The organism is Microbacterium sp. MAH-37, from assembly GCF_009758255.1.
Classification (GTDB): Bacteria; Actinomycetota; Actinomycetes; order Actinomycetales; family Microbacteriaceae; genus Microbacterium.
On record NZ_WSEN01000010.1, the window covers coordinates 838,222 to 853,818 of the forward strand.

Below are 15,597 nucleotides of genomic sequence, written 5' to 3' on the forward strand. Positions count from 1 at the left end.
CATGGCACAAGAAGGCACTTCAACGTTCCCGGGTTATCCCGAAGTAGCCGCTCCCGCCGCCGCGGACTGTGTGGACCCGCGCGACCCGTTCCAGTGGGACGTGCGCGAGGACTGCGAGGTGCGCCAGATCCTGGACCGCATCGCCGACAAATGGTCGCTGCTGGTCATCGCGCTCCTCGACACCAAGTCGATGCGCTTCGGCGAACTCGGTCGCGAGATACATGGCGTCAGTAAGCGGATGCTGACGGTCACGCTGCGCAATCTCGAGCGGGACGGCCTGGTGCACCGCACCATCTACGCCGAGGTGCCACCTCGCGTGGAGTACCGGCTCACGGCGATGGGCAGCACCTTGCACCGCACCGTGCAGACTCTGGTCGACTGGACCGAGGAGCACCAGGAGCAGATCGCGTACGCGAGGGAGGCGTTCGATCGCGCCCAGACGGCCGAGGTGGTGCCGTCGACCTGATTTGCTGAAATTCTGTTTCATTCTCTTTACCAATCGCTGAAACTCTGGATAAGGTCGGAATGGCCGGGCACGCCGACGTGCCGGTACGACCCAGAGGAGCGTCGCCATGCGCACAGCTGTTCGTCCACGATCCCGCCTGCTCGCGACGGCCGTCGCGCTCGTCATCGCGATCCCGTCGATCATCGGCTTTTCCGTGCCGATGGCCGTGGCGGCGGAGGATCCCGCCGATCTCTCTTCGTACGCGCCGCCCGGGACCGTGAACATCGGCCCGAATGCGCAGGTCCTCACCGACACCGCCCAGCAACTGGCGCCGCGCCTGGTGGACACCGACCTGGGTGAGTCCCCGATGAGACTCTGGGTCGCCGGCAACCTGGGAGCCGACGCCGGAGGCCAGGTCACCCTGACGCTGCGCAAGACCGCCGCTGTTCACCGGGTGGTCGTGTTCCCGCGAGCCGATCCCGGTTTCTACGGCGTGTACTTCCCGATCGACTACACCGTCTCGCTGCTCGACGCAGCGGGGGCATCGCTGTGGAGTACGAGGATCACGCATCCAGACAGCCCGGAGAACATCATCGACGCACCCGACGTCGTGGACCTGCCGACACCGACCGAAGCGCGACAGGTGCGCATCGACGTCCTGAAGCGGCAGGCTCGCGAGGGTGGAATCTTCCAGCTGTCCGAAGTCGCCGTCTTCGCCGACCCTCCTGCGCCGCCGGTCGACTACCAGCCGGCGGGAACGATCAACCTCGCGCGGACATCAGCAGTCACCGCGTCGTCGAGCTACGAGAAGCCCGACGAGACATGGAGCGCAGCGTTCGCCGTGAACGGCGTCGACGGCCCTGCCGACGGCTGGAGCACTGATCCGTACGAGCGGAACCAGGATCCACTGAAGCCGGCCGCCGTGACCCTGCAGCTGCGCTGCACGTCTGATCTGGCGCGGGTCGTCGTCTACCCGAGGCAGGCGAACTTCCCGAAGGACCTCGGGATCGACGTCTCTTCCGACGGCACGACGTGGACGTCGATCGGACGAAGCCTCGGTAACCCGGGCATCCAGGACGAGCCGCAGGTGTTCGACGCGCCGGCGGGCACCACGGCGCGCTTCGTGCGCCTGAACGTCGAGACCCGCAACGGCCCCTCGGGCAACGACGGCTATCTCGCCCAGATCTCGGAGCTGGCGGCGTTCGGCACGGCCGAGAACTGCGTGACCCTCGTCAAGCCCGCGCTCCTCCTCGAGCCGGGCATGACGGACGACAGCTGGTTCGATGCCCTGACTCCGGCGAGCACGTACTCCGTGTCCTCCTCGAAGCCCCAGGTGGCGACGGTCGACAGCAGCGGTGCGATCACCGCCCGCAAGAAGGGGACGACGGCCGTCACGCTGAAGGCGGGCGAGCACACGCTGACGGTTCCGGTCACCGTCGTGCCGCAGGTCGAACGTGTGGGTGATGAGTTCTCGATCAGCGCGTTCTGGCCGCCGACCGTCGACCATGTGGACGATGAGCAGTACCGAAACATGGCGGATGCCGGAATCGATCTCATCGAGAACGTGCAGGCGGAGACGATCACGACGGAACAGAACCTGAAGCTGGCGGCCCTCGCGCACGAGTACGGGATGCAGATCGTCGCGCAGGACGGTGCCGTCTCCCCCTCGCTGACAACGATGAGCGCTGCGGATGCCGCGGCCTACGCGAAGCGCTTCATGAACGTACCGGGGATCGGCGGAGTCTTCTTGGTCGACGAACCCGCTGACGCGACGGACTACGCCCAGTCGTACAACGCCATCCGCGAGGCGGCCCCGGAGTACTACCCGCACCTGAACTTCTTCCCGTACAACGTCTACGGATCTGCCTCCGATGGCGTCGCGGCGATGCAGAAGTGGCTTGACGCGACCGGGTCGCACAGCATCGACGGACCGGAGTACCTGATGTACGACCGGTATCCGTTCGAGGTGTCGCGGACCACCTATGAGGAGATGTTCACCAACCTGAACACGGTGCGCGAGCTCGGCCTGAAGAACGACATCAAGACGAGCACCTATCTTCAGTCGATCGGGATCACCGACTACATGCGCAGGCCGACCGCTGAGGAGATCCGATACGAGGCGAATGTCGCCCTCGCATACGGGTACAAGCAACTTTCGTACTTCACCTGGTGGACGCCCACGAAGCGGTCGCAGGACTTCACTGACGGGATCATGACCGCGGACGGAGAGAAGACCGACCTCTACGCACCGGTGCAGCAGCTCAACGCGGAGATCCACGCGCTGGGGCCGACGCTGATGCGTCTCGACGCGGAGGAGGTGTACCTCGCGGGCGCGGCGTACGGGCAGGCGACAGTCCCCGCGGACTGGTTCGTGCAGCCGGTCAGCACGGGAGACCTGGTGATCTCACGCATGGTGGACCGGAAGAACGGTGACGAGTACCTGTTCGTCGTGAACAACAGCTTCACGGACGGGCAGGACATGACACTGCGGATCGGCGACTCGGTCAAGGCTGTCCGCGAGGTGAAGCGCAGCAACGGGAAGACCGGCGGCAGGATCACGCTGTCAGACGGATCGTTGCTCACCGACCGCCTCGCTGCGTCGGAGGGGGTGCTCTACAAGCTCGAGCGCTGACCGGATCATCCGGTGGGGGGCCTGCGGGACAGCGACCCTGCGCGTCGCGTCGCGATGCGGTGACGCTGTACCGTGGCCTCCGCCTCTCGGGTGAACCTCGCCGAGCGCTCCCGGTCCTGCCAGGAGGTCAGGACGTACAAGAGGTCGGCCGCGAACAGCTGCGTGTGCGAGGACGCCATGGCGCCGAGATCGAGATAGTCGTCGGCAGGTGCGGAGCGGATGACGACATCGGCGATCGCTGCCAGCGGCGATGCCGGATCGCTCGTGATCGCGATCGTACCCGCGCCCGCGGAGCGAGCCACCGCGAGCATCTCCACTGTCTCCGTCGTGTGACCTGAACTCGAGACGCCGATCCCGACTGCGGAGCCGGTGAGGCAGGAGGCGCTCATGATCCCCATCTGCAGATCACTCCACGCGCGGGCGTTGATGCCGATCTGGTACAGGCGGTCGACGAGCCCCTTGGCGATGGAGCTCGAGCCGCCCACTCCGTACACGTCGACGTGCTCGCTCCCGGCGATCAACTGCGCCGCGCTGCGGAAATCGCGAAGGTCGACGAGGTCGGCCGAGGTCTGCAGCGCCCGGATGTGGGTGGACAGGAAGGTGCGCAGCAGCTCCTGATCGCCCATCTCGGGGTTCGCCATGACGCCGGGGACGCCTGCGATGGCGTCCTGACCGGCCGTTCGTCCGAGGTCGGCCGCGGCGCCGACGCGCATCTGCGTGTAGCCCCCGTATCCGATCAGCTTGCAGAACCGGGTGATGGTCGGGGACGAGACCCCGGAGCGCGCGGCGAGTTCCGCGATGGACAGTTCCGCGGGCAGCTCGGGATTCTCGAGCAGGAACTGAGCGAGCTTCGCCATGGAACGGCTGAGCCCCGGCAGTACGGCCTGCAGGCGCGCACGCAGACCGAAGGCCGCCGGAATCGACGTCGGATCAGTCGCTTGCTCGGAGGCCACCATGTCCTCAGTCTGACAGCCCTGAAATTCTGTTTCAAACATCTGAAACGGCGCAGCGCGGCCGGCTCAGACGGATGCCTCCGCGAGAGCGGCGAGCGAGTCGGTCACCGAACCCCAGCCGTCGTGGAAGCCGAGCTGCTCGTGCCTGTCACGCGCGGACGGATCCCCGTGCCGCACGACCACCCGATAGGTCGTGCCCGCGGCATCCGGCGTCAGCGTGATCTCCGCGGTCATCGCGACCGGCTGCGGCGTGGCGGGCCGCCAGGCACTGTCGATCGCGTTCGTGAAGACGAGGCGCTCGCCCGGCTCGACGACGAGAAAGATGCCGTCGGTGTGCGGCACGAACGCCGCACCGTCGTCGCTCATGCTCGTGACGAACGCACCGCCTGGCCGGACGTCCAATCGCTCGACACGGGCGAGGGTCGGAGCGGGAACCCACCACTTCGCGAGCTGCGACGGATCGGTCCAGGCGTTCCAGATCGTCTCGCGCCGAGCGCGGATGGTGCGCTCGAGCGAAAGGTCGAGCGCGGGATCGAAGGTGCTCATGGGGTCTCCTCCGGGTCGGTGACGAATCGTGCGAGGCGGTCGGTGCGCTGCTCCCACAGCTCGCGCTGCTCGGCGAGCCAGTCGTCCACGAGCGCGAGCCGCTCCCGGTCGAGCGTGCAACGGCGCACCCGTCCGGCCTTGGCGGTGCGGATCAGGCCGCTGGATTCCAGCATCCGCACGTGCTTCATGAACGACGGCAGCGTGATGGGGAACGGTGCGGCCAACTCGCTCACGCTCGCCGGTCCCCTGCCCAGCCGGCGGATGACCGCGCGGCGCGTGGGGTCGGCGAGCGCGACGAAGACCTCGTCGAGCTCCTCATACTTTGCCATAAGGCTAAGTATTGCTCGCTCCGCCAGAAGCCGCAAGGGTCGAACCCGCCGCAGAGGATCGACGCGTGCGCATCGGCTGAGCGGGAACTGACGCCGCACCGACCGCCGTGCCAAGCTGGGGGCATGAGTCTTCCCCACGCTGACATCGATCCGGACGGTCTGCTGGAGTACTCGGTGGTCTTCACCGACCGTTCCCTGAACCACATGTCGCAGCGCTTCATCGGCGTGATGCAGCAGACCCTCGGCATCCTGCGCGAGGCGTACAACGCGCACAGCGTCGCGATCGTCAACGGCGGCGGCACCTACGCGATGGAGTCGGTCGCCCGGCACCTGGCCGCCGGCCGCCGCGCGCTGGTCGTGCGCAACGGCCTGTTCTCGTACCGCTGGTCGCAGATCCTGGATGCCGGGGAGTTCGCCACCGACGTCACGGTCTGCCTGGCCAGGCCGGAATCCGACGCACACCAGGCGGCGTGGAGCCCGGCGCCGATCGACGAGGTCGTCGAGGTGATCCGCGCCCGCCGCACCGAGGTGGTCTTCGCGCCGCACGTCGAGACCGCGGCGGGCATCATGCTCACGGACGACTACGTCCGCTCCCTGGCGGCGGCCGTGCACGAGGTGGGTGGTCTGCTGGTGCTCGACTGCGTCGCCTCCGGTGCGATGTGGGTGGACATGCAGGATCTCGGCGTCGACGTGCTGATCAGCGCGCCGCAGAAGGGCTGGAGCGGCACGCCAGGCACCGGCTACGTCATGCTCAGCTCCGCCGCACGCGAGGTCGTCGAGGCCACGCCGTCCAGCAGCTTCGCGCTCGACCTGCGCACCTGGCTGGCCATGGCCGACGCCTACGTGGACGGCCGCGCCGCCTACCACGCGACCACGCCGACCGATTCGATCGCACACAACCTCGCCCAGATGATCGAGACGCGTGACCGCGGCTTCGCCGATGTCCGTGCCGCTCAGATCGAACTGGGCCGCCGGGTGCGCGAGATGCTCGGCGAGCGCGGACTGCCGTCCGTCGCGGCATCCGACTGGGCGGCACCCAGCGTCGTCGTCGTGCACGCCGACGACCCCGGCCTGCGCACCGGAGCGCGCCTGCGCGAGGCCGGCCTGCAGGTCGCCGCCGGCGTGCCGCTGCACTGCGGCGAGCCCGAGGATTTCTCGACCTTCCGTATCGGCCTTTTCGGCCTGGACAAGCTCAGCGACGTCGACGGGGCGGTCGCCCGCCTCGCCGACGCCCTCGACCGGATCGGCGTCACGCCGGTCTGAGCCCGGTTCAGGACGGCCCGGTTCAGGACGCCGCGCGGCGGACCAGAGCGGCGAGGAGCTCCCGGTCGGCGTCTCCGAGCCGGGTGACCGCGAACGAGACGGGCCACACATCGCCGTCGTCGAGGGCGGCGGCGGTGTCGAACTCGAAGGTCGCGTAGCGCACCTTGAACTTCGACTTCGGCTTGAAGAAGCACACGACCTTGCCTGCGGAGTTCGCCCATGCCGGCATCCCGTAGTAGGTGCGCGGCACCAGATGCGGTGCGTTCTCCGTGACCAGTGCGTGCAGCTGCTCGCCCAGCATCCGGTCCTCGTCGGGGAGCCCGGCGATCTTCTCCTGCACCTCCGCGAGGCCTTCGGCGTAGACCTCCTCGGGCGACTTCTTCGCGCGTCCGCGCGCCGTGCGCACCTCCTTGGTGCGGGCCTTCATCGCAGCCCGCTCCTCGTCGGTGAAGTTCACGGCGGTCTCGGTGGTGGTGTCCATGATGCGTCCTCTCCTGGGGTGTGACCCCACGCTACGGGGGCGTAAGAAGGGGCCGCTTCTCGATTCCTGACCACTACTGTGGGCACATGGATCTGCGCGTCGCCGCTTACGCCGTCGTCACCGACGACAGCGATCGGATCCTGCTCGCCCGCTGGACCGAGGGTCGGCGCATCGCCTGGACCATGCCGGGCGGCGGCCTCGAGGACGGCGAGGACCCGGAGGATGCGGTGCGCCGCGAAGTCCGTGAGGAGACCGGCTACACGATCGCGGTGCGCGAGCTGCTCGGCATCCATTCCCGGGTGATCCCCGCCACCCGCCGCATCTCGTACGCGGAGGAGCCCCTGCACACCCTCCGCATCATCTACCGCGGCGAGGTCACCGGCGGGCGGCTGCGGTTCGAGGAGAACGGCTCCACCGACCGCGCCGGCTGGTTCCCGCCCGAGAAGGCGGAGACGCTGCACCGTGTGAAGCTCGTCGACATCGCCCTGCGGATGGCCGGCATCCGCTGAGTGCCCCGCGGGGATCGCACGCCGGATGTCTCAGGCCGTCGTGTTCCGCACCAGGTCGTTCAGTGAGCGCATCACGAGCGGGTCCTGCAGCGCGGCAGGGTCCGAGACGGCCGTGATCGCGAACTGCGCGCTCTCGCCCGGCAGCAGGGTCACCAGTGCGCGATCCACCGTGGCCTCGGGATGCGCGCGATCGACGAGCAGGGAGAGGTCACGGACGAGATTCCGTGCGACGACGGTCACGGTCGCACCTTCCGGCGTCGCCGCGACGGTCGACTCGATGGCGGCGGGCTCCAGCGATGAGGCCCGTGGTTCCGCGAACCAGCCGAAGCCGCGCTGATGACCGAGATCGACGACGATCAGTTCGGAACCCGGATGCACGGGTTCTGCGACGTCGTCGTCGATCGTGAACGTCTCGATCGAGCGCGGGCGCACCCGCGCCTGATGCTCCGATCGCGCGAGTTCGGTCCCGTCGAAGGCGAGTCTGCGCAGCCGCACCGGACCGGTCCACGCCTGGTCGGTGTCGTTCAGGAGCGTCACGGTGCGTGCATCCTCATCGACCACGATCTCCCGGGGCGAATACGCCTGGCGCAGCGCATGCCACAGGGGTTTGCGTCTTCCCGCAGAGTCGATCGCGGACCACGACGTCACCGGCCAGCAGTCGTTCAGCTGCCAGACGATCGTGCCGCTGGTGATGCCCGTACTGCGGAAGTGGCCGAGGGCGAACCGGATCGCCGCGGCCTGGTTCCACTGCATCGCCCAGTGCCAGTCGGCCATCTCGCGCGGGACGGGAAGGTGCGCGAGCAGTCCGTCGCGGAGCTTCGCGTTGCCCTCCGCGGCCTTCTGATGCACCAGCATGCCTGGCGATTCCGGAGTGAGGGGTGCGTCGTGCACCGCATCCGCCAACGTGCTCCACGCCGGCGGCCCCTGCCAGCCGAACTCGGCGACGAATCGCGGCGCATGCCGGCGATAGGTTCGCCAGTCGTCCGTGTTCCACTGCTCCCACAGGTGCACAGGACCGTGACGCTCGTCGTTCGCGCGCCCGCCGCCCGGATGGAAGGGACTCCCCGGGATGTAGGGCGTTCCCGGCGCGAGATCCGCCACCAGGCGCGGCAGCAGTTCGAAGTAGTACCCGGCGCCCCAGGTGGCGCCGTCGAGCGACCGCTGCCACCCCCAGTCGTCGTGGCCCATGAGGTTCTCGTTGTTCCCGCACAGGAGCACGAGCGAGGCGTGACCGCTCAGCCTGACGATGTGCTCCCGCGCCTCGGCCTCCACCTCGCTGCGGAGGGGCTCCTCCTCGGGGTACGCGGCGCAGGCGAACAGGAAGTCCTGCCAGGTGAGCACCCCCATCTCGTCGCAGATGTCGTAGAACTCCTCGGACTCGTAGATGCCTCCGCCCCACACCCGCACGAGGTTCACGTGCGCGTCCCTCGCCTGCGCGAGCCGGCGCCGGTACTGGTCTCCGGTCACACGGGTCACCAGTGCGTCATCGGGAATCCAGTTCACGCCCTTCACGAGCACGGGCCGATCGTTGATGTGCAGGGTGAAACCCGTGCCGTGCGCATCCGGGGAAGTGTCCCAGCGCACGGTGCGGAACCCCACGCGCCGCCGGCGGGAGTCGACGACGACGCCGTCGTGCAGCAGCTCGACGTCGACCTCGTAGAGGGCCTGTTCGCCGTACCCCACGGGCCACCAGCGCTGCACGTCCTCGAGCGGGAGCTCGATCAGGACGCTGTCCCCGCCGGCGGGGATGACGGCCTGACGGTGCTCGCCGAGGAGGTCGACGGACACCGTCAACTCGGCCTCCGGATCCGCCCGCTCGATCCGGATGTCGGCCCGGAGGATGCCGCGTCCGGCATCCTCCGGCCGGGCATCGAGCAGGATGCGGTCGATGCGGGCGGTCGACCAGGATTCCAGGGCGACGGGCCGCCAGATGCCGCTGGTCGCCGTGTGGATGCCCCAGTCCCAGCCGAAGCTGGACGCCGACTTGCGGATCGCCTCGTAGGGCAGGGGATAGGGGCGGGGACGGGCTCCGAGGACGGCGCTCTGCGCGTTCGCCCAGCGCACCGGCGACGTGAAGCGGATGTCGAGGTCGTTGCCGCCGTGTCGCAGCAGGTCGGTGACGTCGACCCGATGGGATCGGTGCTGGTTCCGAGCGGACAGCACGAGGATTCCGTTGAGGCGGACGTCTGCGACCGTGTCGAGGCCGTCGAACACGAGATCGTGCCGGTCCGCGCCGCCCGGCTCTGCGTCGAAGCGAGTCCGGTAGTTCCAGTCCGTCTGGCCGATCCAGCGCTGCGCCGACTCGTTGTCGTCCGCGAAGGGGTCGTCTATGAGTCCCTCGGCGAGAAGGTCGGTGTGCACGCATCCCGGGACCGTCGCCGGGATTCTGGTGCGCTCGTCCAGCTCGTGCGGTCCGTCGCCGGCGCTCACGGTCCAGCCGTCGTGCAGCAGACGGCGGCGCAGCGCGGTCATGCGCGCACCGTGTCCGGGGCGAAGCGGGGCGCGAAATGCTGGTCGAGCACGAGACAGCCCGCGCCGATGGCGGCGACCTGGTCTCCGAGCGATGTTCCGGAGACGGTCACCTCGTGCAGGCGTCCGGTCACGGTGCGGCGATCGACCTCGGCGCCGATGACGTCGAGCGCGTACGGAGCGAGTTCCCGCCAGATGGGTCCGCCGAGCAGCACACGGTCGAGGTCGAGGAGGTTGGTGATGGTCAGGATGCCGGATGCGAGGTACTGGGCCATCTCGACGAGCATCTCGCGCGCAGACGGGGAACCGCCGTCGGCGAGCGCGCGCAGCACACGGAAGGCGGCGGCGGCCTCGGCAGGCTGGACCTCGCCGAAGTCGGCGGGGAGGATGCCGCGCCGCGCGGCCTGGCGCATCACGACGTGCGCGGAAGCGACCGCCCCGAGCGCGGCGAACTCTCGCGGGGACTCGCCGGCATCTCCGGTGGTGGAGACAGGCATCAGACCGATGTCGCCGATGTTGTTGGACGTGCCCCGGACGACATGCCCGTCCAGGACGAGTCCGACTCCGATGCCGGTGCCGATGTACACGAAGGCGAAGTTGCGGGAGTGCTCGGCGTCCGCGGCCCACTGTTCCGCGACGACACCGGCGATGACGTCCTTGTCCATGATCGTCGGCAGCCCGGTCTGCTCCTGCAGGTGATCGCGCAGCGGAACATTCACCCAGCCGGGCAGCAGCGGCGGGTTCAGCACCACGCCGTTGACGACATCGATCGGGCCGGGCGAGGCGATTCCGACGCCGATGACGCGATCCCGATCGACGCCGGAGTCCGAGATCAGCGACTCGACGTGCGCGGTGATCTCGTCCAGAACGGGCTGAACATCTGTCACCGAGGGCGTGCGATGAGACGTGTGCGCCACCGGCCGGCCGTGGAAGTCCAGCAGGACGTACGTGATGCTCGCCGGGTCGATGTGCACCCCGACGGCGTGCGCGCCCCGCGCATTCAGGCGCAGGAGAGTCCGCGGCTTGCCCACGCCCGCGGGGGCCGTCCTGCCGGCCTCGTGAATGAGCTCTCGCGCGAGAAGGCGCCGGGTGATGTTCGTGATCGTCTGACCGGAGAGTCCGGTGACGCGTGCAAGTTCCACCCGGGAACAGCCGTCCGTCGCGCGCCTGATGGCCTCGAGGACGATGGTCTCGTTGAAGTCGGCCAGGTGGGGGAGGTTTCCGCCGCGCAGAGCTGTGGTCGCGATCGCGTCGTTCATGTCGCGCAGTTTATCAACAGATTGGAGATTCTTAATTTCAGCTGGAAATCCGCGGTTTCAGGTCGATAATGCGTCCGATGATCAGGCTTGATCGTCATTTACCCAACAACTTAGAGTAACTCGGAATCCGAGTCGAAGGAGCCTCTTGTGACCACCGAGCAACCGCGCGTACGACGCGGACTGGCCTGCGCTCTCACCGGCGTCCTCATCGTCGCAGGACTCCTCGCCACGGGAGCCGGCGCGGCGGCCGATGTCGCCGAGCCCCATGCCACCGCCGTGCTCTCGGCGACACCGAGCTACGACGGGATCGTCGCAGCGTGGCCGGGAGACAAAGACAAGGATCCTGCGCACGCCGTGACATCCATGGCCGGCGTCGAGTGCTGGCAGATGTCGCAGGATCCCCTCAACCGCTACCTCTACGTGGATGTCGCGACGAATGCGAAGCCCTCGGGATCGCGGTACGCGAACGTGACCCTCACGTACTACGACGCTGCGTCGACGACCATGCGGGTCGAGTACGACGGCACCGGATCCGCGTTCCAGGCATCCTCCCCCGCCATTCTCGACGGGACCGGCGCCTGGCGCACGCAGACCATCCAGCTCGATGCCATCCGGTTCCTGAATGCGACGAACAATGCGGACTTCCGGGTCAACGTCAGTCCTGTGAGCGGCGTCGTGCCGCCGGTGTGCTTCTCCGAGGTCGCGGTAACCTTCAGTGACGTGCCTCGTCTCTCGCTGACGAACAAGAGTCTGCTTCTGACCACGGACGATCCCGTGCTCGAGCTCGGCACTCTCGCGTCGAGCGTCGACTACGCCCTCACGGCCGACGACGGCACGCAGCTCCGTACCGGAACCCTCGCACCGGATGCCGACGGCAAGGCGAGCCTGGACGTCTCCGACCTCGGACTCGGCTACTTCGGCATCGCCTTCGAGGGCGACGTGCTGGGCGAGAGACTGGAACGTCACGCGTCGTTCGGAGTCATCACGCCGACGCCGTCCGGCGCACTCGACGACGCCTCGTTCTTCGGGATCAGCAGTCACTTCGGACACTACGGCGCGGCGGAGGACGGGCTGATGGAGTCGCTCGCCGACATCGGGTACGGGCACATCCGCGGCGACGTCAACTGGGAGCTCATCGAGAAGAAGAAGGACGTCTACAGCTTCTCCGGGTACTCCTTCGACTCCAAGAGTGCGCAGGCGCTGAGCCTGGGGATGCAGCCGATGGGAGTGGTGGCGTACCGCAACCCCCTCTACGACGGCGGCGTGACTCCGAGCACGCCGGAGGGGCTCGCGGCCTTCGGCAGGTTCGCCGCCGCGACCGCTGCGGAGTACGGGCCGGAGATCGACGACTTCAACATCTACAACGAGTTCAACGGCACGGGCTTCAACAACGGCGCCTGCGGGATCACCGCGTCCTGCTACGTCGACATGCTCAAGGCCGTCTACGGTCCGATGCACGCCGCCAACCCTGACGTCAACGTGATGGGGCCGATCACCTCGGGCATCGTCCCTGACTGGAACGAGGAGTTCTTCGAGAAGGGCGGGATCGACTACATCGACACCTTCGCCTTCAACGTGTACGGCTATGCACTGCATGGGCAGAACACACCGCCGGAGGACACTCTCCTGGTCTCCGCGCTCCCCGCCCTTGTCGACCGCGTGGACCAGGAGGACGGGGATCGCGACATCCCGGTCTGGATCACCGAGAACGGCTGGCCGACGCATGCCGTGGGATCGACTCCGGCTCAGCAGGCCGAGGATCTCGTGCGCGCGAGCATCCTGGTGATGGATGCCGGTGTGGATGAGTACACCTGGTACTCCGCCCTCGACGACGGCACCGACCCGAACGAGCGCGAGCACAACTTCGGGATCTTCATGCGGCCGGACGAGTCGGCTCTCGGCGTCTCTCCGAAGCCCGCGGCGGTCGCGGCCTCGGTCCTCATCCGACAGCTGACGGGCAAGAAGCTGCAGGCGCGGGAGGATGTGGGTTCAGACGCGATCTACTCGTACCCCTATACGGGTGACGGCGCGACCAGCCGGGTGCTCTGGGCACCGGACGGCGCTGCCGCGCTGGTGACGGGGACCGGTCCGCTGACGCTGACCGACCACCTCGGGCGGACGACGACCTTCACCCCGCCGGTCGCGGGAACCACGGTCGACCTCGATGGGGAGCCGGTGTACCTCAGCGGGCCCGTGACCTCGGTCGCCGCGACGAACGACGCACCGCAGCTCTCACTGGCGAAGACGAACGTGGTGTCGCAGCCCGCGCCCGCCACCGTCACGATGGACCGATCCGCAGTGAAGGGGCCGCACACCAGCCTGCGGATCAGCGCCGCGGGTGCGGAGGACGCCAGGATGGCGGTGAAGGAAGGCGTGCTGACCGGCTCGGTCGAGCTGCCTCCGACGTCGGCGTTGGGCGCCCGCGCGGCTCGCGCGACGATCATCGACTCCGGACGTGGCCCGAACGGAGGCACGGTTCTTGCGCTGCTGCGCGCCCGGACCGAAACGGTCGAGCCGTATGCGGTCTCGGCGCAGCCCCGCATCCTGTCCGACGGGGCGCGACGTGACTACGTGCTCGACGTGGCGGTGACGAACAACGCCTCCGTCGCGGCCGCACCGGGTGCACTGCACTACCTGATCGGCGGCGCAGAGGGTGAAGCTCCCGCCGAGACGGAGATCCCGCCCGGCGGGACGGTCGACTTCCGGCTGGATGCGGGCGACCCCGTGCTGTTCGCACTCGTCCCGTACCGCATCGGGGTCGGCGAGTCCGATGCGGGTCTGGCCGGCACGGCCGCCTTCAGTCCGATCACGCGCACGGGCGATGCCGACGCCGCCCCGATCGATCTCGCCGCACTCGGCTCCTGGGTCTCATCGAAGGGCTCGCGCACAGGAGCGGATGACGTCAGTGGTCGGCTGACCGTGACCTATGACGACACCGGATTGAACCTGGACGCCAGGGTCGTCGACGAGGCGCACTTCGGCGCCCGCGACGCCGCGACGATGTGGCAGACCGACTCCATCCAGTTCGCGACCTACGACCGCTCGCCTTCGGCGCCCGGTGGGCAGAGCGTCGAGATCGGCGCGGCGCTGCTCGACTCTGGTGCTGCCGTGCAGACCTTCATCGCGCCGAGGGGCCAGACCGCGGGTACGACGCCCGGGGCCACCGCCGACATCGTGCGCGACGAGTCGGCCAGGACGACGCACTACGTGGTGCAGCTCCCCTGGGCGTCCCTCGGATTCGACGGACCGCCGGCCGAGCCGTTCGCCATGTCGTTCCTGGTCAACGACGACGACAGGGGCATCGCCGCCGGAGACTCGAGGGACGGCTTCCTGCAGTGGGCGTCCGGAATCGGCACCACGCCGAAGAATCCGAGGCTCTTCCGGGATGCGCAGCTGATCGGCTGACGCGGTCCCGCCTTCTCCTCGCCTCGCCCGGTGCCTCAGCGTCCCAGCTGCAGCGTCGCCGGGCGGGGCGAGAACTTGTCGTCCAGCACCAGGCACGCTGCGCCGATGGCCGCGACATCCGCACCGAGGGTGGTGCCGTTGATCGAGACCTCATGCAGCTGGTGGGCGATCGACCCCTGGGCGACGATCGGCCGCATGACCGTGAGGAAGCGCTCGGAGAGCTGCTCCCACATCGCGCCGCCGACGATGATCGAACCGACGTCGAGCAGGTTCGTGATGGTGAGGATCGCGGATGCCGTGGATCGGGCGGACCGGTCCAGAATCTCCCCGGCGCCCTCGTCCCCCGCATCCGCCAGGGCGCAGAGCTCGCGGAACGCAGCCTCGGCGATCGCCGGGGTGGAGAGATCGGTGCGAGCGGACAGCACGCCCGCGGCCACTGCCTGCTCTGCGAGGCTCTGCGGGGAACCGGCCTGCCAGAATGCGCGGAACGGGCGGGTGTAGCGGTCGCCGAACTCGTCGGCCGAGACGGGGAGCAGGCCGACATCGCCCGCGTTGCTGGAGATCCCGCGTACGACGAGGTCGTCGATCACGATGCCGAGTCCGACGCCGGTGCCGAGATACAGGAACACGAAGTTGCGGGCGCCCTCGGGCCCCCCGGCCCACTGCTCCGCGACGGCGCCGGCGATGACGTCCTTGTCGAGCAGCACCGGCAGCCCGGTCGCCTCCTGAATCTCGTCACGCAGCGGCACCTGGTGCCATCCCGGCAGGTGCGGCGGATCGAGGACGAGTCCGCGCACGACGTCCACGGGCCCGGGTGAGGCGATCCCGATGCCGATGATGCGATCGCGATCGACGGGCGCCTGGGCGATGAGGGTGAGGATGTGCTCGTTGATCTGCGCCAGCACCGATTCCGGATCCTGCACGGCAGGGGTCTCATGACTGGTGTTGACGACGACGGCGCCGGTGAAGTCCAGCAGGACGTAGGTGATCACGGCGGGGTCGATGTGGACCCCGACCGCGTAGCAGCCCGCCGGATTCAGCTCGAGCATGGTGCGCGGCTTGCCGAAGGCGACGGCCTGCTTGCCGGTCTCGACGATCAGGTCCTGGTCCAGCAGGCGCCGGCAGATGTTCGACACGGTCTGGGCGGAGAGCCCGGTCTCCTCCGTGAGCTCGACTCGACTGCGGCCGCCGGAGGCGCGCCGGATCGCGTTCAGCACGACTGCCTCATTGAAGTCTGCGACGCGCGGCATGTTCGTGCCACGGCTCTGGCTCTGCGCCACTGAACCCCCTTGAGCTCTCCGAAGAT

Annotated in this window: 12 protein-coding genes; 5 read left to right on the forward strand and 7 right to left on the reverse strand. The window is 68.4% G+C overall.

Features of this window, described 5'->3' with window-relative positions; translation table 11 throughout:
• The first annotated feature begins 1 nt into the window (after position 1).
• Both GON06_RS18105 and GON06_RS18110 read left to right on the forward strand, forming a co-directional pair.
• The gene (locus GON06_RS18105) at positions 2-466 is read left to right on the forward strand and encodes a winged helix-turn-helix transcriptional regulator (protein ID WP_157313700.1); all 465 of its coding nucleotides are present in this window, start codon (positions 2-4) and stop codon (positions 464-466) included.
• A 106-nt stretch (positions 467-572) separates the two neighbouring features.
• Positions 573-3,077, forward strand: a complete 2,505-nt coding sequence (locus GON06_RS18110) for a discoidin domain-containing protein (RefSeq protein ID WP_157313701.1) — start codon at positions 573-575, stop codon at positions 3,075-3,077.
• A 5-nt stretch (positions 3,078-3,082) separates the two neighbouring features.
• On the opposite strand, the gene GON06_RS18115 is transcribed toward GON06_RS18110, so the two are convergent.
• From GON06_RS18115 to GON06_RS18125, 3 genes are all read right to left on the reverse strand, one after another.
• The gene (locus tag GON06_RS18115; RefSeq protein WP_198346765.1) at positions 3,083-4,033 is read right to left on the reverse strand and encodes a MurR/RpiR family transcriptional regulator; all 951 of its coding nucleotides are present in this window, start codon (positions 4,031-4,033) and stop codon (positions 3,083-3,085) included.
• 63 nt (positions 4,034-4,096) lie between these two features.
• Positions 4,097-4,576, reverse strand: coding sequence for an SRPBCC domain-containing protein (locus tag GON06_RS18120; protein ID WP_157313703.1), 480 nt, complete (start codon positions 4,574-4,576; stop codon positions 4,097-4,099).
• Positions 4,573-4,905 carry an ArsR/SmtB family transcription factor gene (locus GON06_RS18125; RefSeq protein ID WP_157313704.1) on the reverse strand — a complete coding sequence of 111 codons (333 nt, stop codon included), beginning with the start codon at positions 4,903-4,905 and terminating at the stop codon, positions 4,573-4,575. Before GON06_RS18125 ends, GON06_RS18120 begins: the two co-directional genes overlap by 4 nt.
• A 123-nt stretch (positions 4,906-5,028) precedes the next feature.
• Between GON06_RS18125 and GON06_RS18130 the strand changes: the two genes are divergently transcribed.
• Positions 5,029-6,168 (forward strand): aminotransferase class V-fold PLP-dependent enzyme, encoded by a 1,140-nt coding sequence (locus GON06_RS18130; protein ID WP_157313705.1) that lies wholly within the window; start codon positions 5,029-5,031, stop codon positions 6,166-6,168.
• Positions 6,169-6,190: 22 nt separating this feature from the next.
• Here GON06_RS18130 and GON06_RS18135 read toward each other — a convergent pair whose 3' ends face one another.
• Complete coding sequence (locus GON06_RS18135) at positions 6,191-6,649, reverse strand: iron chaperone (RefSeq protein ID WP_157313706.1); 459 nt, start codon at positions 6,647-6,649, stop codon at positions 6,191-6,193.
• Between the two features lie 86 nt (positions 6,650-6,735).
• Between GON06_RS18135 and GON06_RS18140 the strand changes: the two genes are divergently transcribed.
• Positions 6,736-7,158 carry an NUDIX hydrolase gene (locus tag GON06_RS18140; RefSeq protein WP_157313707.1) on the forward strand — a complete coding sequence of 141 codons (423 nt, stop codon included), beginning with the start codon at positions 6,736-6,738 and terminating at the stop codon, positions 7,156-7,158.
• Positions 7,159-7,188: 30 nt separating this feature from the next.
• Here GON06_RS18140 and GON06_RS18145 read toward each other — a convergent pair whose 3' ends face one another.
• Together GON06_RS18145 and GON06_RS18150 are read right to left on the reverse strand one after the other, a co-directional pair.
• Positions 7,189-9,630, reverse strand: a complete 2,442-nt coding sequence (locus tag GON06_RS18145) for a glycoside hydrolase family 2 protein (protein WP_157313708.1) — start codon at positions 9,628-9,630, stop codon at positions 7,189-7,191.
• Complete coding sequence (locus GON06_RS18150; RefSeq protein WP_157313709.1) at positions 9,627-10,886, reverse strand: ROK family transcriptional regulator; 1,260 nt, start codon at positions 10,884-10,886, stop codon at positions 9,627-9,629. The genes GON06_RS18145 and GON06_RS18150 overlap by 4 nt, the downstream gene beginning before the upstream one ends.
• A 147-nt stretch (positions 10,887-11,033) precedes the next feature.
• On the opposite strand from GON06_RS18150, the gene GON06_RS18155 reads away from it, so the two are divergent.
• Positions 11,034-14,291 carry a hypothetical protein gene (locus GON06_RS18155; RefSeq protein WP_157313710.1) on the forward strand — a complete coding sequence of 1,086 codons (3,258 nt, stop codon included), beginning with the start codon at positions 11,034-11,036 and terminating at the stop codon, positions 14,289-14,291.
• Positions 14,292-14,326: 35 nt separating this feature from the next.
• Here the strand turns inward: GON06_RS18155 and GON06_RS18160 are convergent, their stop codons facing one another.
• The gene (locus GON06_RS18160) at positions 14,327-15,571 is read right to left on the reverse strand and encodes an ROK family transcriptional regulator (protein WP_332837708.1); all 1,245 of its coding nucleotides are present in this window, start codon (positions 15,569-15,571) and stop codon (positions 14,327-14,329) included.
• Positions 15,572-15,597: the final 26 nt, after the last annotated feature.

Coding starts and splice junctions, on each gene's coding strand:
- GON06_RS18120 (WP_157313703.1), bottom strand. CDS start 4,576: ATGAGCACCTTCGATCCCGCGCTCGACCTTTCGCTCGAGCGCACCATC.
- GON06_RS18130 (WP_157313705.1), top strand. CDS start 5,029: ATGAGTCTTCCCCACGCTGACATCGATCCGGACGGTCTGCTGGAGTAC.
- GON06_RS18125 (WP_157313704.1), bottom strand. CDS start 4,905: ATGGCAAAGTATGAGGAGCTCGACGAGGTCTTCGTCGCGCTCGCCGAC.
- GON06_RS18115 (WP_198346765.1), bottom strand. CDS start 4,033: ATGGTGGCCTCCGAGCAAGCGACTGATCCGACGTCGATTCCGGCGGCC.
- GON06_RS18110 (WP_157313701.1), top strand. CDS start 573: ATGCGCACAGCTGTTCGTCCACGATCCCGCCTGCTCGCGACGGCCGTC.
- GON06_RS18105 (WP_157313700.1), top strand. CDS start 2: ATGGCACAAGAAGGCACTTCAACGTTCCCGGGTTATCCCGAAGTAGCC.
- GON06_RS18145 (WP_157313708.1), bottom strand. CDS start 9,630: ATGACCGCGCTGCGCCGCCGTCTGCTGCACGACGGCTGGACCGTGAGC.
- GON06_RS18140 (WP_157313707.1), top strand. CDS start 6,736: ATGGATCTGCGCGTCGCCGCTTACGCCGTCGTCACCGACGACAGCGAT.
- GON06_RS18150 (WP_157313709.1), bottom strand. CDS start 10,886: ATGAACGACGCGATCGCGACCACAGCTCTGCGCGGCGGAAACCTCCCC.
- GON06_RS18135 (WP_157313706.1), bottom strand. CDS start 6,649: ATGGACACCACCACCGAGACCGCCGTGAACTTCACCGACGAGGAGCGG.